11 protein-coding genes are annotated in these 21,130 nt (G+C 36.5%); 7 read left to right on the top strand and 4 right to left on the bottom strand.

Going from position 1 to position 21,130, the window contains the following annotated elements; all coding sequences use genetic code 11:
- Window positions 1–14: 14 nt before the first annotated feature.
- The 4 genes from ACULEU_RS01970 to ACULEU_RS01985 form a co-directional block, all read right to left on the bottom strand.
- The gene (locus ACULEU_RS01970; RefSeq protein ID WP_445453783.1) at window positions 15–2,321 is read right to left on the bottom strand and encodes a glycoside hydrolase family 65 protein; all 2,307 of its coding nucleotides are present in this window, start codon (window positions 2,319–2,321) and stop codon (window positions 15–17) included.
- A 25-nt stretch (window positions 2,322–2,346) separates the two neighbouring features.
- The gene (gene pgmB, locus ACULEU_RS01975; RefSeq protein ID WP_445453784.1) at window positions 2,347–3,000 is read right to left on the bottom strand and encodes a beta-phosphoglucomutase; all 654 of its coding nucleotides are present in this window, start codon (window positions 2,998–3,000) and stop codon (window positions 2,347–2,349) included.
- The gene (locus ACULEU_RS01980; RefSeq protein ID WP_445453785.1) at window positions 2,993–4,522 is read right to left on the bottom strand and encodes an MFS transporter; all 1,530 of its coding nucleotides are present in this window, start codon (window positions 4,520–4,522) and stop codon (window positions 2,993–2,995) included. The genes pgmB and ACULEU_RS01980 overlap by 8 nt, the downstream gene beginning before the upstream one ends.
- A 313-nt stretch (window positions 4,523–4,835) precedes the next feature.
- A complete protein-coding gene (locus tag ACULEU_RS01985; RefSeq protein ID WP_445454877.1) occupies window positions 4,836–5,855 on the bottom strand; it encodes a LacI family DNA-binding transcriptional regulator in 1,020 nt (339 codons plus the stop codon).
- A gap of 227 nt (window positions 5,856–6,082) precedes the next feature.
- Between ACULEU_RS01985 and ACULEU_RS01990 the strand changes: the two genes are divergently transcribed.
- The 7 genes from ACULEU_RS01990 to ACULEU_RS02020 all read left to right on the top strand — a co-directional run bounded on the left by ACULEU_RS01990 (window position 6,083) and on the right by ACULEU_RS02020 (window position 21,053).
- On the top strand, window positions 6,083–9,034 hold the full coding sequence (locus tag ACULEU_RS01990) for a SusC/RagA family TonB-linked outer membrane protein (protein WP_445453786.1): 2,952 nt from the start codon (window positions 6,083–6,085) through the stop codon (window positions 9,032–9,034).
- A gap of 9 nt (window positions 9,035–9,043) precedes the next feature.
- On the top strand, window positions 9,044–10,666 hold the full coding sequence (locus tag ACULEU_RS01995) for a RagB/SusD family nutrient uptake outer membrane protein (RefSeq protein ID WP_445453787.1): 1,623 nt from the start codon (window positions 9,044–9,046) through the stop codon (window positions 10,664–10,666).
- Window positions 10,667–10,683: 17 nt separating this feature from the next.
- Complete coding sequence (locus ACULEU_RS02000; protein ID WP_445453788.1) at window positions 10,684–11,769, top strand: SusE domain-containing protein; 1,086 nt, start codon at window positions 10,684–10,686, stop codon at window positions 11,767–11,769.
- An 18-nt stretch (window positions 11,770–11,787) separates the two neighbouring features.
- Window positions 11,788–13,254 (top strand): SusE domain-containing protein, encoded by a 1,467-nt coding sequence (locus ACULEU_RS02005; protein WP_445453789.1) that lies wholly within the window; start codon window positions 11,788–11,790, stop codon window positions 13,252–13,254.
- A 71-nt stretch (window positions 13,255–13,325) separates the two neighbouring features.
- On the top strand, window positions 13,326–16,220 hold the full coding sequence (locus ACULEU_RS02010; RefSeq protein ID WP_445453790.1) for an alpha-amylase family glycosyl hydrolase: 2,895 nt from the start codon (window positions 13,326–13,328) through the stop codon (window positions 16,218–16,220).
- Between the two features lie 122 nt (window positions 16,221–16,342).
- Window positions 16,343–19,120 carry a hypothetical protein gene (locus ACULEU_RS02015; protein WP_445453791.1) on the top strand — a complete coding sequence of 926 codons (2,778 nt, stop codon included), beginning with the start codon at window positions 16,343–16,345 and terminating at the stop codon, window positions 19,118–19,120.
- Between the two features lie 241 nt (window positions 19,121–19,361).
- Window positions 19,362–21,053 carry a DUF4397 domain-containing protein gene (locus ACULEU_RS02020; protein ID WP_445453792.1) on the top strand — a complete coding sequence of 564 codons (1,692 nt, stop codon included), beginning with the start codon at window positions 19,362–19,364 and terminating at the stop codon, window positions 21,051–21,053.
- Window positions 21,054–21,130: the final 77 nt, after the last annotated feature.

The raw sequence follows: 21,130 nt of genomic DNA on the forward strand, positions 1-21,130 counted from the left end.
AGAGTTGATTTTTTTTAGACAGTAACCAAACTATTTGGTTCAACCGAAACGGCAGTTCCGTTGACATAAACCGTAATTGGATTGTCGCCTTCTAGGACAAATTTAGTTTCGTTTTGATGTACTGAGACTTTTAGTATTTGGTTTCTGAAATTGATTTTGAACGAGTAGCCCTTCCATTCTTTTGGAATTCGAGGTTCAAAATGTAAGGCATTATCTTTAACACGCATACCGCCAAAACCTTCCACAATACTCATCCAAGTTCCAGCCATAGAAGTGATGTGCAATCCTTCTTCAACTTCTTTGTTATAATCATCCAAATCCAAACGAGAGGTTCTTAAATAGAACGTGTACGCTTGCTCCATTCTTCCCAGAGTTGCCGCTTGAATCGAGTGTACACATGGCGAAAGCGAACTTTCGTGTACGGTAAAAGGCTCGTAGAAATCAAAGTGTTTTTCTAATTGTTCCCTGCTGAAATGGTCTTCAAAGAAATAAAATCCTTGTAAAGTATCTGCTTGTTTGATATAGGGAGAGCGCAGGATTCTGTCCCAAGACCATTTTTGATTAATAGGTCGCTGCGATTTATCTAAATCATGCACTTTTACCAATTCTTTGTCCAAGAAACCATCTTGTTGCAGGTACACATCATGTTCTTCCGAGAAGGGGAAATACATGTGGTCTGCTACTTTTTTCCAATGTATGATTTCTGATGCGTCTAAATTGACTTTGCTCATGATTCGAGCAAAATCGGAAGGATATTCTTTTTCTACGCGGTTGATTTGCTCCATAGTGTAATCGATACACCATTTGGCCAAATAATTAGTGTAAAAATTATTATTGACGTTGTTTTCGTATTCGTTTGGACCGGTAACCCCTAAAATAACATATTGATTTTTGTGGGTAGAAAATGTTGCTCTCTGATGCCAAAAACGCGCAATTCCAATCAATACTTCCAATCCTTTTTCTGGAATATAAGAGTAATCGCCTGTGAATCGGTAATAATTGAAAATCGCGAAGGCAATCGCACCGTTTCTGTGGATTTCTTCGAAGGTGATTTCCCATTCGTTATGGCATTCTTCTCCATTCATGGTTACCATCGGGTAGAGTGCAGCGCCATTTTTAAAACCTAAGTTTTTCTCTGCGTTTTCAATGGCTTTATCCAATTGATTGTAACGGTAGGCTAAAAGATTTCGGGCGACTTGCTGGTCTTTGGTAGCCATATAAAACGGAATGCAATAGGCTTCGGTGTCCCAATAAGTAGAACCGCCGTATTTTTCGCCTGTAAATCCTTTTGGACCAATGTTTAAACGCGAGTCTTTACCCAAATAGGTTTGATTTAAATGGAAGATATTGAAACGAATTCCTTGTTGTGCTTTGACATCGCCATCAATAGTGATATCGCTCATTTCCCAGATTTTAGCCCAAGCTGCTATTTGATCATTTACAAGTTGATCATAGCCAATAGTCAACGCTTTGGCGATAACATCTTGTGCAGCAGTTTGCGTATTTTCGTGATTCATCGAAACAGTATAACCTCCTAATTTTTGGATTGTGGCTGCTTGTCCTTTAGCCACTTGTACTTCATAGGTAAATTGAACCTTTTCGGCAGAAGTTGCTACATTTGAAGGAACACTGTTTTGGTTTTTACCCTCTATCAAAATACTGTTTTGCATGAAGGTAGTAGCAGTAAAATGTGTTTTAAACGTACGCGCTGTTACGAAAGCTTCGTTTTCAGTGTTTTTAACGTGTAAAGGTTCCCAGAATTTTTCTTCCCAGTTGGCATCTTCGTTGTGAACTCCGGCATCAACATAAGGTTTGAAAATGATTTTGGCATCATTGTTTACTGCTTTAATTTCATAATTGATGACGCCCACTTCATCTATATCCAAAGAGAGAAAGCGACTAACGTTTACCGAAATCTGAGTTCCGTTTTGCAAAGTAGCTTCGAAAGAACGGTAGTAAATTCCTTCTTTCATGTTCAATTCGCGACGGAAGTTTTTTACTTCTTTGCAGGCAGCTAGATCAAGATTTTCGCCATTGATTTCAATATCGATTCCAATCCAACTAGGAGCGTTTAGTACTTTGGCAAAATATTCGGGATAGCCGTTTTTCCACCAACCCACTTTGGTTTTGTCAGGATAGTAAATTCCGGCAATATAACTTCCTTGGAATGTGGCTCCGGAATAGTGTTCTTCAAAATTGGCGCGTTGACCCATGGCACCGTTGCCAATGCTAAATAAGCTTTCAGATGATTTAACCTGATCTTGGTCAAAGCCTTCTTCTATGATTGACCAGTTATCTGGTTTGATATAATCTTGATTCATGGTATGTTCCTTTTATCATTCAATTTTAGTTTATAAACGCTTCAATAAAGGAAGTATCCATAAAGGTAAAATCTTTAAAATTGTATTTTGCTTCGTGTAAAATCTTTTCATCTCCAATTCCGATACTTGTCATATGGGCGATGTTAGCCGCTTGTATTCCGGCTACGGAGTCTTCAAATACCATCGCATTCTCGTTCGTGGTGTTTAGCAGTCTTGCAGCTCGTACAAAAACTTCCGGATCTGGTTTGGCATTGGTTACATCGTTTCCATCTACAATGGCATCGAACAAATGCAAAATTTTTACTTTTTCTAAGATGGGACGCGCATTTTTACTGGCAGAGCCCAATCCGATTAATTGTTTTTTTTCTTTAATAAATTCTAATATATTGAGCACTCCAGGTAGAATTTCAGTTTCATCCATATGCTCAATATAGGAGAGGTAATCTTCATTTTTTTGGGTAAGCCATTTGTTTTTATTTTCTTCAGAAGCTTCAATATTTCCAAGCTTCAAAATAATTTCTAACGAACGTACGCGGCTAACTCCCTTTAATTCTTCGTTGTGTTCTGGTGTAAATTCGATTCCGAGTTCGGCTGCTATTTTCTGCCATGCCAAAAAATGGTATTTAGCGGTGTCTACAATAACGCCATCTAGGTCGAAGATGAATGCTTTTTTAGTCATTGATATCAATCTTTTTGTTGGTAGTTACTGTCAGGGTTAATAATCCTGCCAATATCATTGAAAGTCCTCCGATAATAAGGGCGTAAATGGGTTCGTCATTAAAAAAAGTGTTTACTAGAAAGCCTAAAATAGTTCCGGCGACAATTTGCGGAATTACGATAAAGAAGTTGAAAACACCCATGTAATAGCCCATTTTGCTTGAAGGCAGTGAGCCGGAAAGCATGGCATACGGAATGGATAAAATACTGGCCCATGCAATTCCAACGCCAATCATGGCTAGCAATAATCCCACTTTGTCAGAAAGGAAATACACGGAGATTAGTCCTACTCCTCCGGCAATTAAAGCCAACATGTGGGTAAACTTGTTGCTGGTTCTTCTGGCCAATACGGGTAATAAAAAGGCCACTGCTGCTGCTACTCCGTTGTAAACGGTAAACATTACAGAAACCCAATCGGCAGCATCGTTATAAACTTTTGATGTGGTATCATTGGTGCCAAAAACATGGCCTGTAACGGCTTTGGTCGTGTATATCCACATGGCAAATAATGCAAACCAAGAAAAAAACTGTACCCAAGCCAATTGCTTCATGGTTTTGGGCATGTTTAATAAATCAGTAATGATAATGGTAAAACCGTTGCGCACTTTTCTTTTTCTCAATTGTGAGACTAAAGCAAATAAAACGCCAGTGATAAGGATTCCGACCGAAAGAATGTATAATTCTTTATGGCTGTTCTCACTTTTCGTGTTGATGTCATGAACAAAATACGATAGAATCAATCCGATAATTGATAGTATTAAACCAATGGTAAACTGTCTTTTTTCGGTACAACCATCTTCAATACTGTTGTCGGAAGTTTTTAGCTTCTCGTTTTTGGAATTTTCAAAAGCCTCTAATTCTTCTGGAGAATACTCTTTTGATTTCACAACTGTCCAGATTACGGCCAATACAAATACCAAGCCACCAACATAAAAGGACCATTTTACTGATGGAGGAACAATTCCTTCGGGAGCGGTGTTTTCAATGTTGAACCAATTGGTAAAAACATACGGTAAAGCAGAGCCTACAACAGCGCCTAGTCCGATAAAAAAACTTTGCATGGCAAATCCAAGGGTTCGCTGTTTTTCCGATAAATTATCTCCAACAAAAGCTCTGAAAGGTTCCATCGAAATGTTAATCGAGGAATCCATAATCCATAAGGTTCCGATAGCGATCCATAAGGTTGGGGAATTCGGCATAAAAATCAAGGCGATAGAAGATAAAATGGCACCTGCTAAAAAATACGGCCTTCTTCGTCCTAATTTAGTCCAAGTACGGTCTGAAAAGTAACCTACAATCGGCTGAATAATAAGTCCGGTTAATGGAGCGGCCAGCCAATAAAGTCCAATTTTATCAACTTCTGCGCCTAATGTGTCAAAAATCCTTGAAGTGTTTGCGTTTTGCAGGGCAAAACCAAATTGTATCCCCAAGAAACCGAAACTCATGTTCCAAATTTCCCAGAAACCTAATTTACGCTTTTCCATTATCGTAATTTAATGATTTATAATACGATAAGCTATTTGCTTATCAAAACTTTAATCTATTTTCGAAGTAAAGTATAAGCTTTGATAATTGTGGTAAAGATAATAAAGAATTTAAGTTGTGTTAATTTTGCGTAAAAAAAATAATAGCACTCCATTACGCAAACGTTTTTTGTTGATAAAATGCACTACGAATCCAATGTAATTTGAGCGTGTAAAGCTTATTGCAGGTTTATTGCACTTATGTTGGGCTTATATTGGGCTTTAATAGGACGTTAATAGGGCGCGTCAACTTTTTTATAATCAACATTATGTTTTAGATTGTAGACTCTCGCTCTACTAATTCTGTTTCGATTACTTCGGTTTTGTATTGCTCTTCAGATTCTTCTTCCGACTCTAGTCTTTCAATAAGCATTTTGGCTGCTTTACCGCCCATTTTGATGCCGTTTTGAGTCACGGTGGATATGCTTGGAGTAGAATATTTTGAAATAATTCCGTCTGTAAAGCCAACAATTGAGAGTTCTTCGGGCACTTTAATGTTGTGTTTTCGAGCTAATTTTATGGCAGTTACAGCAAAAAGTTCGTTGACTGCAAAAATGGCGTCAAGTTCATTGTTAAGTAAAAGGTTTTCTATAGAGGATTCAAAATTTTCTGTATCTTCAATTCGGAGAATTAAATTTTCGTCAACCTTTAAGTCATTGTTTTTTAAAGCTTTGACATAGCCTTCGGTTCTCAATTTTCCAACACTCACATAGTCTACTGTTGTTATTAGAGCAATTTTTTTGAAGCCTTTGTTGATGAGAAATTGGGTAGCGTCAAAGGCCGCCAGATTATCATCAATAATTACCTTGTCGCATAAAATATCATTAGTAACTCGGTCAAACATTACGACCGGCATTCCTTGGTTGATGACTTCTACAATGTGGTGAAAGTCCTTTTTTTGTTGGGTTTCCTTGGAGAGAGACATAATAAAACCATCGATACTTCCGTTGGCTAACATTTCCATATTGATGACTTCTTTATCAAACGATTCGTCAGAAAGGCAAACGAGAACATTATAACCGTTTTCATTAGCAACATTTTCAACACCACTGATCACAGTAGCGAAAAAATGATGAATAATTTCAGGAATAATAATACAAATTGTCTTGGTTTTTTTATTTTTTAAACTAAGGGCAATATTATTGGGTTTATAGTTGTAAAGTTTGGCAAAAGCTTGTACTTTTTGTCGGGTATCTTCGCTAATTTCTAAGCTGTTTTTCAATGATTTTGAAACGGTAGATATGGATACGTCTAGTTCTTTGGCAATTTGTTTTAAAGTAACTTTTTTTCTCATCATTGGGAATTTGTTAAATACTAATTTCTGAATAAAGGTAGGGGTTATTTTTTATTCCGTCAATTTTAGCGTTAATTAATTGTGTAATACAAAAAGTTTTCAACACGAAAACGTTTTCGAAGCATATTATAAAGGAGAATATTAGCTAACTTCAATTTTTTACATAAATTTAACATTCGAAGTCAAAGTATAAGCACAAAATTATTTTTTTAACCTAAACAAAATGTATGAAAACAATTTACAAAAAGTTGTTATTTTTATTCCTTTTACTGCCTTTTGGTGCACTAGCTCAGAGTACCTTAAGCGGAACTGTAGTTGATAGTAAATCCAATCAACCTTTACCGGGAGTAAATGTAATTGTTCAAGGTGCGCAGAGCAGCACCACAACCGATTTTGATGGAAAATTCCAATTGGGAGGACTTAAAAGTGGAGACAAAGTAGTCTTTTCTTTTATTGGTTATGACTCAAAAACAGTCAGTTTTACGGGTCAAAAGTCGGTTTCAATAAGCTTAGACGAAAGTGCCAACCAACTACAAGAAGTTGTAGTTCAGGTAGGTTACGGAACCGTTAAGAAAAAAGATGCTACGGGTTCAGTTACTACCATTAGTACAAAAGAATTTAACAAAGGTTCCAACGTAACTGCTGAAAACTTATTAAATGGTCGTGTTGCCGGTTTAACGGTTAATACTAGTGGTGCTCCAGGTTCTGGTTCTGAAATCAGAATTAGAGGAGGTGCGTCTTTATTTGCTTCCAATGATCCTTTAATTGTTATTGATGGTCTACCTATCGAAAACAATGCCGATAATAATAGAGGGACAACTTCTGTTTTGGCTGCTTTGAATCCGAATGACATTGAAAGCTTTACAGTGTTAAAAGATGCCTCAGCTACAGCTATTTTTGGTTCTAGAGCTTCGAACGGAGTTATAATAATCACCACAAAAAGAGGTGGAAAAAAGTTGTCTGTAGATTACAATTTTCAATATGGTTCAGGGAAATTGGTTGATAAAATTGACGTTTTTAGCGGGGATGAGTTCAGAGCTCTAATTGCACAACAAAGACCTGCAGATTTAGGAAAGTTAGGAACAGCTAACACAGATTGGCAAGATGAAATCTATAGAAGAACTGATTTTGTTGATAATAACATCTCTATTAAAGGTAACTTATTTAACAGAATTCCGGCGCGTTTGTCTTTTGGAAACACCTATCAAGAAGGTTTGCGTTTAACCAATACCTTTAACAGAAATACTATTTCTACAGCGCTTAATCCAACTTTTTTTAACGACCACTTAAAAATTAGATTGAATGCTACATATACCAATGAAAAAAACAGGTTTGCTGATGGTGTTGAAGGTTCGGCCTTAAGATTTGATCCAACACAGCCTGTATATGATGAGACATTGCCTGATGGATTCTTTGAATATTATAATACTGATGGTTCACCGCAGCAAATCGCAACCAGAAATCCAGTGGCACAATTAGAACAAACTTTTGATAAAGGTATCAATGACAGAATTTTTGGAAATTTTGAAGTGGACTACAAATTTCATTTTTTACCGGAACTTCGTGCGGTTGTTAACTTAGGTTTTGATCAGGCTAAAGGACAAAGAACAAAGAGAATGTCTGCCATTGCAGCGTCAGCTCCAAGGAATCTTAGTGCGAATCCACAAACTGCATATGCTGGAAAAAATGAGTTTGAGGACAGTATAGCCTTAAGTAGACTTTTCGATGCTTACTTGGTGTATAACAAAACTTTTGGAAAAATAGATTTTGAGTTACAAGGTGGCTATTCTTATCAAATTCGCAAGAACAGAACTTATGCGACAGGTAATTTAGTTGACCCAGCTTTGGGAGATAATTTCCCTGAAACCCAAACTTTCACGGATAATGTGTTATTGTCTTATTTTGGAAGAACAAGACTATCTTATGATGATACTTATCTTTTAACATTATCGGTGAGAAGAGATGGGTCTTCTCGATTTATTGATGGCGAGAAGTATGGATACTTCCCTGCAGCAGCGTTTGCTTGGAAACTAAAAAATGTAGCCTTTAAAAATTCAAAAGTTATTTCTGACCTTAAATTAAGATTGGGTTACGGTATTACAGGACAACAAGAGTTTGGTGGATTTGCTGAAAGAAATTATTATTTACAACAGTATACCACAGGAAGTGGAACTAGCCAATATATTTTTGGTAACACTCCAACTCCGATAGCTATATCTAATCCTGTAAACCCTTTATTAAAATGGGAGCAAACTACTACTTATAATGTTGGTTTAGATTACGGTTTGTTCAACGATAGACTTACAGGAGGGATTGATTTGTTTTATAAAGTATCGGATGATTTAATTGTAAATGCTGCTTTTGCCGATGGAACAAACTTCTCCAATAGAGGTTTTCAAAATATTGGTAGTTTCTCAACCAAAGGTGTTGAGTTTACTCTGAATGCTGCGGTTGTTAAAAACGATAATTTCGATTGGAATATCAATTTCAATGCTACTGCTTTCAAAAGAAGAATAGATGAATTGGCTTATGGATCTGATATTTTACTAGGCGATACTGGTGCAGGAACAGGAGGAACAGCCCAAATTTTGAGAGAAGGTTATGCACCTTATTCATTCTTTGTGTACAAACAATTATATGATGCTTCAGGAGCTCCAATTGAAGGGGCTTATGCTGATTTGAATGGCGATGGTGTCATTAATGATAGTGATAAATACCTGTACAAAAACGCTGATCCAAAAGCTACTTTTGGTTTTGCTTCCACTATGAATTACAAGAATTTCGATTTTTCATTTAATGCAAGAGCGAGCTATGGAGCCCGAATTTATAATGCAGTAAATGCAGGTAGAGCTCAATACAATTCATTACTAAATGGAGTTTTGGAAAATGTTCCAACTTCAGTACTTAATACAGGTTTTAATGCTACATCTGATGTAGTGCTCTCTGATATCTATGTTGAGAATGGTTCATTCATTAGATTGGACAATGTGACTTTAGGCTATACTTTCCCAAAATGGTTAGAAGGGAAAGCTTCCTTGAGATTTTTTACAGGAGTACAAAATGCCCTTTTAATTACGGATTATTCAGGACTTGATCCTGAAATTACAAATAACGGTAGAGATAATACTATTTATCCAAGACAAAGAAGTTTCTTATTTGGAGCAAATGTTAAATTTTAAAAAAAAACTATGAAAAAATTAAAAATTAATGCGTATTACTTTCTTGGTCTTTTCTTTGTACTGAATTCCTGTACAGATGACTTGAATGTAGTACCAACAGATGATGATGTATTTTTGTCAGAACAGTTTTTTGCACAGCCAGGTGCATACAAATCTGGTTTGGCAGGAGTGTATGGTAATTTAGCACTTACAGGTGCTGGAGATGCAGGTTCTTCTTTCCTTCAAGGAATTGATGCTGGAACCAGTCAGTTTACGAGATGTTTGTGGTACATGCAGACCATGACCACAGATGAGGTTATTTGGAGTTATGAAAATGACCCAGGAACAAGAGAATTACAACGAAATATTTGGACAGCAGAAAATCCAATTATCTTAGGAATGTTCAGTAGAACGATGGCTGAAGTTGCTTTGGCTAACGAGTATTTGCGTCAAACAACTCCAGCTAAATTAAGTTCAAGAGGTGTTACCGATGCGGCTTTGTTGAGTGATATTGAAGATTACCGTAATGAAGTAAAAGTATTGAGAGCTTATGCTTATTACAATCTTATGGATCTTTACGGAAAAGCTCCTTTTGTTACAGAAGCAGATCCAATCAATACAGCAGGACCTGAATACAACAGACAACAGTTATTTACTTTTATCGAAAATGAATTAAATGCGGTATTGCCTGATTTGAAAGCTGCAAGAACAAACGAGAGTGGTAGATTGGATGAAGCATTCGCCAGAATGGTTTTAGCAAAAATGTATTTGAATGCTGAAGTGTATTTAGGGACCAATAGATATGCTGATTGTATGACGCAGTGTACAGCCATCATCAATGGTGGATTTACCTTAAAACCTAATTACCTGGATAATTTTAAAGCCGATAATAATACTTCCGAAGAAATGATTTTTACCATTCAATCAGATGGACAGGTAACTCAAAGTTACGGAGCTACTACTGTAATGGTTAATGGTTCAGTAGGTTCATTAGAGTTAAATGGTGTTTCTCTAGGAGTTGGTTCTGGAGGATGGGGAGGTGCTTTACGATTGAGAAAGCAGTTCGTTCAGAAGTTTGATGGCTCAGCCTATGATTTCGATGCCAGAAAAACACTTATTGGTGGTGGAGATAGATCTTTAGAAATAAGTGATATTTCTAACAAAGACCAAGGCTATATTTTAGCTAAGTTCTCAAACATTAGTTCAACAGGTACACCAGGACAAAGCTCAACATTTGTTAACACCGATTTCCCATTATTCCGACTTGCAGACATTTACTTAATGTATGCTGAAGCACAAATGAGAAATGACGGAGCTACTAATGGAAGCAGCACCGCTAATGCGAGTTCGCAATCCTTAACGTACATCAATTCATTAAGAGAGAGAGCTAATGATGGCAATTTTGCCAATGTTACTGCATCAGATGTTACTTTAGGTTTTATCATTGATGAAAGAGCAAGAGAATTACACTGGGAAGGACATAGAAGACAAGATCTTATCAGATTTGGAGCGTACACAGGTGGGACATACAACTGGGCTTGGAAAGGAAATGGAGTAAACGGAATAGCAATTTCTAATAACCTTAAATTATTCCCACTTCCTGCACAGTCTTTAGCGGCCAATCCTAATTTAACTCAAAATACGGGATATTAATTTACAATAGAAAAATTATGAAAAAAATATCAATTTTAATACAAATGTGCTGTGCTATTTTGGTAATGAGCTCTTGTACAGATGACAATGCAGATTTTAAAGTTTCTGAAACAACACCAGTTGTATTGTCCGATGTAGCTATAACCAATATAGAGCTTGATCAAGCTAATCCTAACAATCCTGCCGTTACCTTTAACTGGTCTTCAGCGGATTATGGACAACAAGCGGCCGTGTTCTATAATGTTCAAGTAAGTAAAGATGCAGCATTTACAAACCCAGTTTCGGTTACAAATGTTAACACTAATAGCACAACACTTTCAATGAATCAATTAAATTCTGCTGTTGGAAGTGCTGGTTTGCCACCTTTTCAGTGGAATGCTGCCTATGTAAGAGTGGTTACTACTATTGGAACAACGGCTAGTTTGCCAGTAGCATCTAATACCATCACCTTTAATGTGTATCCGTATTTTAATTACCCATTTAAAGATTATTACTTAGTTGGTGATGCAACGCAACCAGGATGGAATAACAATAACAATAATCCACCGTTGTTTAGAGATGGTTCAAACCCAAATTTATATAAATATTCGGGTTATTTTTCTGCCGGACAATTTAAAGTTTTAGAAGTTAAAGGACTTTGGCAGCCACAATGGGGAACTAATGGTGGTACAGCAATTAATGTTAATCCTGGTGGTGGTTCTGATCCGGGGACTTTTCCTAACAATAATTCTGCCATAGCTGCTGCTGGGTATTACACTTTTACAATTAACTACAGTGATAATTCATTTTCATTTGTACCATTGTCAACTACAGGAGCGACAACTTTTACTTCTATGACCATTCAAGGAACGTCGGCAACGGCAAGTACTCCAATGACGCAATCAACATTTGATAGTCATATTTGGTATGTAAATGCTTTGCCTTTAACGCCTGGTGATTTGAAATTTGTAACGAACACAAGTTCGGTTTGGGGAGGATCAACATCTTTTTCAGGAACGGCAACATTAAATGGTGCAAACATTCCGGTAATTGTTCAAGATGAATATGATGTTTGGTTTAATGATTTAACAGGTCATTACATTTTAATACCATTAAATTTATAACCTTTAAAAAAAAGAAAAATGAAATTTCACATAAAAAAAATCAGTAGTATTCTATTACTATCCTTGATGTTTGTTTTAAATTCTTGTGGTACGGATGAAGATTTAAACATTACTTCTCCGGAAGCAACATTTAAAATAACGGAGCCTGAGATTAATTCCGTTTATTTAAACTTTGGACTTCCACAAAATCCAGCACTAACCGTTGTTTGGAAAGATGATTTAACAGGAAGTTCTAATTATACTGTTGAAATGTCGTTGGATGGAGAGTTTACCAATGTTTCAACTTTAGGTAGTACTAGTAATAAAGAATTTACAATTTCTGTAGCAGATTTAAATGGAGCAATTCGTGCGGCAGGGGTTACAAATTTTAAAGATATCTCAATCTATTTAAGAATAAATTCAGGTAGTGTTTTAAGTAATTCAGTACTTTATTTCGTTACAACCTATCCAACTAATCCTCCGGTTATTTCTAGCCCGACAAGTGGAACTCCTTTTGTTTTGTCCATTAGTAATGCTGGTAATACGGCACTTACAGTGAATTGGTCGGATGTTGTGTTAACTTCAGATTTAAATATTGATGTAGTTTACACTGTTGAAGCTGCTCTTGCGGGTTCTAATTTTGCCGCACCAGTTTCTTTAGGGACGCTTACTAATGGTACTACTTTATCAGTAACTCATGCTGATTTAAATTCTGTAGCATTAGGAATCGGATTATCTCCAGGTGTTTCTGGAAATGTTGATTTAAGAATAAAAGCAAGAAATACAAATGAAAGTTTAGATGTTTTAGTTAGAACGTCAGATACTTTAACTATTGCTGTTACGCCATACAATGTTTCTTTTCCAAATCTATTTTTTGTAGGAGATGCAACTTCACCAGGATGGAATAATAACAATAACAACACACCTGTTTTTAGAAACCAAAACGTTCCAAATAACTATGTTTACACAGGGTATTTTAACGCTGGAGCATTCAAATTATTAGAAGTTAAAGGTCAGTGGCAACCACAATGGGGAACCAATGATAATAGTACTTTAGCTGTGAATACAGGAAGCGGATCAGATCCTGGAACCTTTAATGTTGCCACTGCAGGATATTATACTTATAGTTTCACAACTGCTGGTCAAGGTGGAAGCTTTACAGTAACTCCATTTACTGGTTCAGTAAGTACTACTTATTCAACTATGGGAATTATTGGAGCTGCAGTAGGCGGTTGGGGAGATGCTGATGAAGTTAATTTCACACAAGATGCTAACAATCCACATTTATGGTATGCATTAGGCGTAAACTTTATTTCTGGAAACGAGTTTTTGATTAGAGCTAATGATGCTTGGTCAAGTGTATGGAGATATAATGGTTCACAACAGCTTTATGGAACTTCTATACTAGCTAGCGGAGGAAATAATTTCCCATTTAATGCAGCATCTGGGAATTATGATGTTTGGTTTAATGATTTAGACGGAACTTATATTTTATTGCCACAATAAAAAAAATACATAAAATAGAAAAAAGGCTATCATTTTTTATTGATAGCCTTTTATATAAATAAAAAATTGACATGAAAAAGAATTATTTTATAATGGCATTGCTGATGATGTTTTCTCATTTGTCTTTTGGGCAGGTAACAACATCACCAACTACTGTTTTGGCAGATCAATCGGCAACATTAACGTTTAACAAAACAGGAACTGAATTAGCTTCTTATACAGGAATAATTTATGCTTACATTGGTGTAACTGTAAATGGAGTTCGATTTCAAAACATTAAAGGCAGTCCAAGTTTTACCAGTCCGCTTCACCCTCAAATGACCCAAGTGGGCTCCTCTTCAAATTACACATTAACAATAGCACCAGATTTATACACTTATTTCGGAGTATCCACTAGTAGTTCTATAACAGAGATTTGTGTTGTTTTCCGATCTGCAGATGCTACTTTGCAATCTAGACCAGATTATTTTGTTCCTGTAGGTGCTTTTCAATATACGTTGACAGCGCCAGTTTTAAATAGTAGTAATATTATAGCGAGTGGTTCTAATGTGGCAGTTACGGCCAATAATACCAATGGTGCCGCAAGTTATACTCTTTTTGCCAATGGTGTTAGCATTAACACAGCAACAACGGCCTCATATTCTTACACAGATTCTAATGTAACTGTAAACAAGAATTACGAATTACGAATTACGCAAGGGACTACAACTTTTACCGCAAGATTTGCTGTGGTTATTAATCCGGGAACTAATTCGGCTGCGATGCCATCAGGTTTGATCGATGGAATTAATTACAATCCAACAGACCCTACTAAAGCAACCCTAGTAGTAAATGCTCCAACAAAAAGTTTTGTTTATGTAGCAGGGAGCTTCAATAACTGGCAACCTAATGCCACTTACGCCATGAAAAGAGATTCGGCGAGTGGTTCTACAAAGTATTGGTTAGAGTTAACAGGATTAACCCCAGGACAAATGTATGCTTATCAGTATTGGGTTTGTGATGTGGTTAATGTACCAGTAGGCTCACCAGCAATTGTGAAGACTGCAGACCCGTATTCAAAATTAGTTTTATCTCCTTTTGATGATCCCGAAATTATATCTTTAGGAGTATATCCGGGCTTACCGGCTTTTAACGACATTGCGCCAGGGCAGCAAAGAGAAGTGTCCGTTTTGCAAACAGGTCCGACAGCATGGTGGAATTACACATGGAGTTCAGCCACTACAAACTTTGTGAAGCCTAAGAAAAAAGACATGACAATTTATGAGGTTTTGATACGTGACTTCGACGCTAACAGAACCTATCAGGATTTGATTAACAAAATGGACTATTTCAGAAACTTAAAAATAAATGCTATTCAGTTAATGCCTGTAATGGAGTTTGAAGGAAATATGAGTTGGGGTTACAACTCGGTTTATCATATGGCTCCGGACAAAAGATACGGTTCTCCAGCTAAATTAAAAGAGTTTATCGATTTGTGCCATCAAAATGGTATAGCGGTAATTTTGGATATTGCCTTGAACCACGTTTTTGGTCGTTCTCCTCTAGAAAGAATGTGGATGTTAGATTCTGACAATGATGGTTGGGCTAATGGTACAGGTTTCAGAACGTCAACCGAAAACCCATACATCAATCAAGAAGCAAGACATTCTTATAATGTTGGAAGTGATATCAATCATTTTAGAACAACTGGTCCAGGAGGAGATGTGATTACTCCTTATGTGAGAGAAACTATCAGAACTTGGATTCAGGATTATAAAATTGACGGTTTCCGTTGGGATTTAACGAAAGGTTTTACAAATGACTGTTCAGGTAGTGATGAAGGATGTACAAACTCGTATTTACCTAATAGAGTAGCAAAATTGAAACAGTATGCGGATATGCAATGGAGCTATGACCCTAATTTTTTAGTGATTTTTGAGCATTTAGGTACTGGAGGTTCAGCAACAGAAGAAGCAGAATGGGCAAACTATTTACGTTCAGGTGATACTAAAGGAATCATGCAATGGCGTAAAATGACCGATCCTTATGCTAATTTACTAAAAGGAAATTATGCTGATATTTCTGGTGTTGCAGACAATACAACCAATAGATATATTGGTTATGCCGAGAGTCATGACGAGGAGAGAGTGGGTTATAAAGCCTTTACTGAGGCTGGTCAAACCCAAGGAAACCTTGCTAAAATTTTACAGAGATTCCCAGCTCTAGGAGCAGTACACTTATTGGTTCCCGGACCAAAGATGATCTGGCATTTTGGAGAATTAGGAAATACAGCATCATTGTGGACCTGTAACAACGGAAACGTTTCTTTTTCAAGTCCTGATTGTAAATTAGATACAAAACCACAATTACAATGGACCAATAACTGGTTAGGAGATCCTGCAAGAGCTGCTATTTACAATGCTTGGGCCAAAATGATTGACTTAAAGAAAAACGAAGATGTTTTTGAAAACGGACAGTATGGATGGAATCTTTCGGCTACTGGTAGTCCAAGGTTAGATGTTTACACCACTACAAGCCCGTCAGCATCTTTAAGTTATGTTTTCGTAAGAACCAACTTTTCGGATAATACATTAAATGTACCAGCCTTCTTCCCTTATGCTGGAACTTGGTATAATCTTATGGACAATTCCATCATAAATGTTACGGATACGGCAATGAATATCAGTATTGAAAGTGGAGGCTTTAGAGTATACGGGAATCAACCTTCTGCACTTGGAAATAGTGAAATCAATCCTTTAAGTACAATTAATTTATATCCAAATCCAACTTCTGGGGTATTCACCATTAGCGGACAAGTTTCCAAAGTAGAAGTCTATTCTATAACAGGTCAATTGGTTCGGTCTTTTACTACAATAACGTCAGAAAATTATCAGTTTGATGTAAATGATTTGACCAATGGCGTGTACCTTGTAAAAGCTATCGACGCAAATAATGCCTCGAAAACCATGAAATTAATAAAACAATAATTAGGTTAGAGTTAGTAATAATTAAGTTTGTTTGAAAGCCACATTTTAAAATGTGGCTTTTTTTATATTAAAATAACAGCGAAATCATTTGCTATAAAATTTTAGAATAGTAGTTTTGTACCATGAAAAAACCGTCAAAGTCAATTGTCGTTAGAATCCTAAAAATCAGCGGAATCACCATTGGTTCTATTCTGTTATTAATGTTTCTGATTCCGATACTTTTTCCCGGTAAAATTGCCGAAGAAGTAAAGTCATTCGCCAACCAAAAACTCAATGGCGAACTTAATTTTAAAGAAGCAAATCTGTCTTTCTTTAACCATTTTCCGTCCTTAACACTTACACTTACCGATTTTTCCCTAAATGGATCAGCGCCATATAAAAATGAAACTTTAATTTCTGCTCAAGAGGTTGCCTTCGGAATAGATGTAAAATCACTTTTATTTGATAAGAAAGTAACTATTGATAAAATCTACCTTTCTGATGCCTTGGTGAATGTAAAAGTAAATGCCAAAGGTGAGGCGAATTACAATGTCTATAATTCAGGAGCTAAGACAGAAGAAAAAGAAACATCAGACTCTTCGTTGCGACTGGAAAAGATTGCTATTCAAAACACGCATATTGTTTACAATGACAAATCAACCAAAATCCTCATTGACGCTAAAGGGTTTAACTATGTTGGTAATGGCGACTTAGATAAGGCTATTTTTGATTTATATACTGAAGCGGATATCGATGACTTTAATTTTACTTATGATGGCGAACCTTATCTTAAAAATAAAAAAGTCAACGCCGATCTGATTACTAAAATCAATACCAATTCCTTAGCTTTTATTTTCGAAGAAAATAATCTTAAAATCAACAAACTTCCCGTTGAATTCAAAGGTAAATTTGACTTTATGAGCAATGGTTATGATATGGATTTCAATATCAAATCGGAAGACAGCAAGCTGAAAGATTTCTTTACCGCTTTACCACCTCATTATGTGAAATGGCTCGATAAATCGAAAGTCAAAGGGAAAACGGATTTATTGTTAACCTTAAAAGGTAAATACATAGCTTCTAAAAACCAAAAACCCGATTTGGCCTTTAATATGAAAATCCGTGAAGGTTTTATCAATTACAACGATGCGCCTTTTCCGGCATCCAATATCTTTCTGAATTTTGACACCAAATTGCCTTCGCTTGATACCGAAAAGTTACAGGTAAACCTTGACTCTATTTTCTTTAATGTAGATAAAGATTACTTTAAAGCCATCGTTAAAACTACAGGTTTATCTAAACCAAACATAGATGCCCGAATCCAATCCAAAATAAATTTGGCCAAAATGGATAGAGCACTCGGAATTGAAAATATGGATTTGCGTGGCGTCTTAAATCTGGAATTAAAATCCAAAGGAATCTATGACAAGAAAAACAATAAAATTCCGGTAACGAATGGTCAGATTTCTTTAATAACGGGTTATGTGAAAAGCATCTACTATCCTGAACCAATCAAGAACATTAACGTACTCGCCACTATTTCGGACAAAACAGGAACAGTTCAAGATCTTAAAGTAAACATTCATAAAGCATCATTGGACTTTGAAGGCAAGCCTATTTATCTAAAAGCTAAATTGGAGAATTTTGATAATATCAATTACGACATTAAAGCTAAAGGAGAATTGCATTTGGCTCGAATTTATAAAGTTTTCGCCAGAAAAGGGTTAGATTTAGAAGGATATATTTATGCTGACGTAGCTTTCAAAGGATCACAACTCGATGCCATGAAAGGCAATTATAAAAACCTGGAAAATAGTGGAACGCTTAGACTGAGAAACATTCGAACTACTTCTGAATATTTACCAAAACCTTTCCTCATAAATCAAGGTACTTTTATCTTTAATCAAGACAAAATGAACTTCCATTTCTTTTCGGCTTCGTATGGGAAATCGGATTTTAAAATGTCGGGTTATTTGCAAAATGTAATCGATTATGCTTTAACGGATAAAGCTGTTCTAAAAGGGAATTTCAAATTGCAATCGGATTATATTAATGTAGATGAATTTATGTCGAATGCCAATGCAGTTACTACTGCCGAAACTACAACTGTGCCTACAGCAACTCCGATAGAGTCTGGTGTGGTAGTGATCCCACCGAATCTGGATTTGGAATTTGACGCGGCGGCTGGTAAAGTGAATTTTGAAGATTTGCTTTTGGAAAGGTTAAGCGGCAATATGGTATTAAATCAAGGACAATTAACTCTGAAAAACAGTAGTCTGGATATTATTGGCTGTAATGTAAAAACCAATGTGGTTTATGCCAGTGAAACGCCTAACAGAGCCAATTTTGATTTCAAGATTACTGCTAAAGACTTTGATGTTAAACGAGCCTACAAAGAGGTTAAAATGTTCCGAGAAATGGCATCAGCTGCCGAAAACGCCGAAGGAATTATTTCTTTAGATTATAAAGTTGCCGGAAAATTAGACGGTAATATGCAACCGATTTATCCATCTCTGGTTGGTGGAGGAACACTATCTGTGAAAAAGGTAAAAATGAAAGGCTTCAAGATGTTTGGAGCAGTAAGTAAAAAAACAGGAAGAGACGCTTTAAACGACCCAGATTTGTCTAAAGTAGACATTAAAACAACCATCAAAAACAACATCATTAACATCGAGCGATTTAAATTCAAGGTGGCAGGATTCCGCCCAAGAATTGAAGGACAAACCAGTTTTGATGGTGCTTTAAATATAAAAATGCGTTTGGGTTTACCACCATTGGGTATCATTGGCATTCCAATGAAAATAACAGGAACCAAGGACGATCCTAAAGTTAGCCTCGGAAGGGAAAATGCCGATTTGAAGGAAGTAGAATACGAAGAAGGCACAGTTCCAGTAGCTAAAACAAACCCTTTACTTCAATAATAACTAGATTTCTTTACTAAATTTAACTCTTGTTTGATTATTTGTCGAATTAGATAAACACTTTTTTATTTCCATTTCGATAATTTACTCCTATTGCCTCTAAATAGGATTGTAACTGACTGTTTTACAAACGTTAACAATCGTTAAATTATTCTTAAGGCTTTGTTGATTTATCAATTTGTTAACATTTTAACAATTGATTGATGTTATCTTTATAACGTTAAACAAAAAATAATCAACTATGAAAAATTTTACCACACTTACAAAGTTCTTGCTCTTTTTAGTGAGTTTTATGGCTCATTCGCAGACCGCACGTTTACAAGTAATTCACAATTCACCAGATGCTGCGGCTCAAACGGTAGATGTCTATGTGAACGGCGATTTGTTTATTGACAATTTCCAATTCAGAAAAGCTACTGAATTCAGAACGGTACCGGCTGGAGTTGCGCTTCGCATTGACATTGCTCCTGGCAGTAGTGCTTCGGCAGCCGAGAGTATTTATGACGTAACTACAACGCTTGCTGCCAATCAAACGTATATTGCTATTGCCAACGGAATTGTAAGTCCAACAGGATATAGCGTGGCCCCTAATTTTGCATTGAGTGTTTTTGCACAAGGAAGAGAAGCCGCTTCTGATCCAGCTGAGACGGATGTTTTAGTAAATCATGGTTCACCGGATGCTCCAACTGTTGATGTTGTTGAGACAGGTGTTGGAGCCGGAACTATTGTTAATGATATTTCGTATCCACAATTTGCGGGCTATTTAGAATTACCAAACTTAGATTTCATTCTTGATGTAAGAGACGCCACAGGAACAACAACAGTGGCTAGATATTCAGCGCCTCTTCAAACTTTAAACCTTGATGGTGCTGCATTGACTGTAGTTGCAAGCGGATTTTTGAATCCATCAGCCAATAGCGATGGTCCAGCTTTTGGACTTTGGGTTGCAACTGCTGATGGTGGTAGTTTAATTCAATTGCCTCCTTATGTTGAGCCAACCGCACGTTTACAAGTAATTCACAATTCACCAGATGCTGCGGCTCAAACAGTAGATGTATATGTGAACGGCGATTTGTTTATTGACAATTTCCAATTCAGAAAAGCTACTGAATTTAGAACGGTACCGGCTGGAGTTGCACTTCGCATTGACATTGCTCCTGGCAGTAGTACTTCGGCAGCCGAGAGTATTTATGACGTAACTACAACGCTTGCTGCCAATCAAACGTATATTGCTATTGCCAACGGAATTGTAAGTCCAACAGGATATAGCGTGGCCCCTAATTTTGCATTGAGTGTTTTTGCACAAGGAAGAGAAGCTGCTTCTGATCCAGCTGAGACGGATGTTTTAGTAAATCATGGTTCACCTGATGCTCCAACTGTTGATGTTGTTGAGACAGGTGTTGGAGCCGGAACTATTGTTAATGATATTTCGTATCCACAATTTGCGGGCTATTTAGAATTACCAAACTTAGATTTCATTCTTGATGTAAGAGACGCCACAGGAACAACAACAGTGGCTAGATATTCAGCGCCTCTTCAAACTTTAAACCTTGATGGTGCTGCATTGACTGTAGTTGCAAGCGGATTTTTGAATCCATCAGCCAATAGCGATGGTCCAGCTTTTGGACTTTGGGTTGCAACTGCTGATGGTGGTAGTTTAATTCAATTGCCAGCGGTTCCACTTAGTATTACTGATATTGATGCTGAAAAAATCAGCATTTACCCAAATCCAGTGCAATCCATTGTAAATATTGCTATGCCTTATGATTTTGATCAAACAAGAATTACGGTATTTGATTTAAATGGAAGAAAAGTAAGAGAAGCTTCTTCTGTAAATTATGTTGATGTTTCCGGAATTGATGGAGGAGTTTATATGCTATCTCTTGAAATAGACAATAAAGTAATTACCAAGAAAATTGTGATTACCAATTAAGTTTAAAAGTTAAGTTAATTGAAAAGGTCGTTTTTTATAGACGACCTTTTTTTATATAGAGTAAAGAGTATCTTTGT

The organism is Flavobacterium sp. 25HG05S-40, from assembly GCF_052654735.1.

What these genes read in the sequence shown, in the direction of transcription:
- ACULEU_RS01970 (WP_445453783.1), bottom strand. Translation starts at nt 2,321, where the DNA reads ATGAATCAAGATTATATCAAACCAGATAACTGGTCAATCATAGAAGAA.
- pgmB (WP_445453784.1), bottom strand. Translation starts at nt 3,000, where the DNA reads ATGACTAAAAAAGCATTCATCTTCGACCTAGATGGCGTTATTGTAGAC.
- ACULEU_RS01980 (WP_445453785.1), bottom strand. Translation starts at nt 4,522, where the DNA reads ATGGAAAAGCGTAAATTAGGTTTCTGGGAAATTTGGAACATGAGTTTC.
- ACULEU_RS01985 (WP_445454877.1), bottom strand. Translation starts at nt 5,855, where the DNA reads ATGAGAAAAAAAGTTACTTTAAAACAAATTGCCAAAGAACTAGACGTA.
- ACULEU_RS01990 (WP_445453786.1), top strand. Translation starts at nt 6,083, where the DNA reads ATGAAAACAATTTACAAAAAGTTGTTATTTTTATTCCTTTTACTGCCT.
- ACULEU_RS01995 (WP_445453787.1), top strand. Translation starts at nt 9,044, where the DNA reads ATGAAAAAATTAAAAATTAATGCGTATTACTTTCTTGGTCTTTTCTTT.
- ACULEU_RS02000 (WP_445453788.1), top strand. Translation starts at nt 10,684, where the DNA reads ATGAAAAAAATATCAATTTTAATACAAATGTGCTGTGCTATTTTGGTA.
- ACULEU_RS02005 (WP_445453789.1), top strand. Translation starts at nt 11,788, where the DNA reads ATGAAATTTCACATAAAAAAAATCAGTAGTATTCTATTACTATCCTTG.
- ACULEU_RS02010 (WP_445453790.1), top strand. Translation starts at nt 13,326, where the DNA reads ATGAAAAAGAATTATTTTATAATGGCATTGCTGATGATGTTTTCTCAT.
- ACULEU_RS02015 (WP_445453791.1), top strand. Translation starts at nt 16,343, where the DNA reads ATGAAAAAACCGTCAAAGTCAATTGTCGTTAGAATCCTAAAAATCAGC.
- ACULEU_RS02020 (WP_445453792.1), top strand. Translation starts at nt 19,362, where the DNA reads ATGAAAAATTTTACCACACTTACAAAGTTCTTGCTCTTTTTAGTGAGT.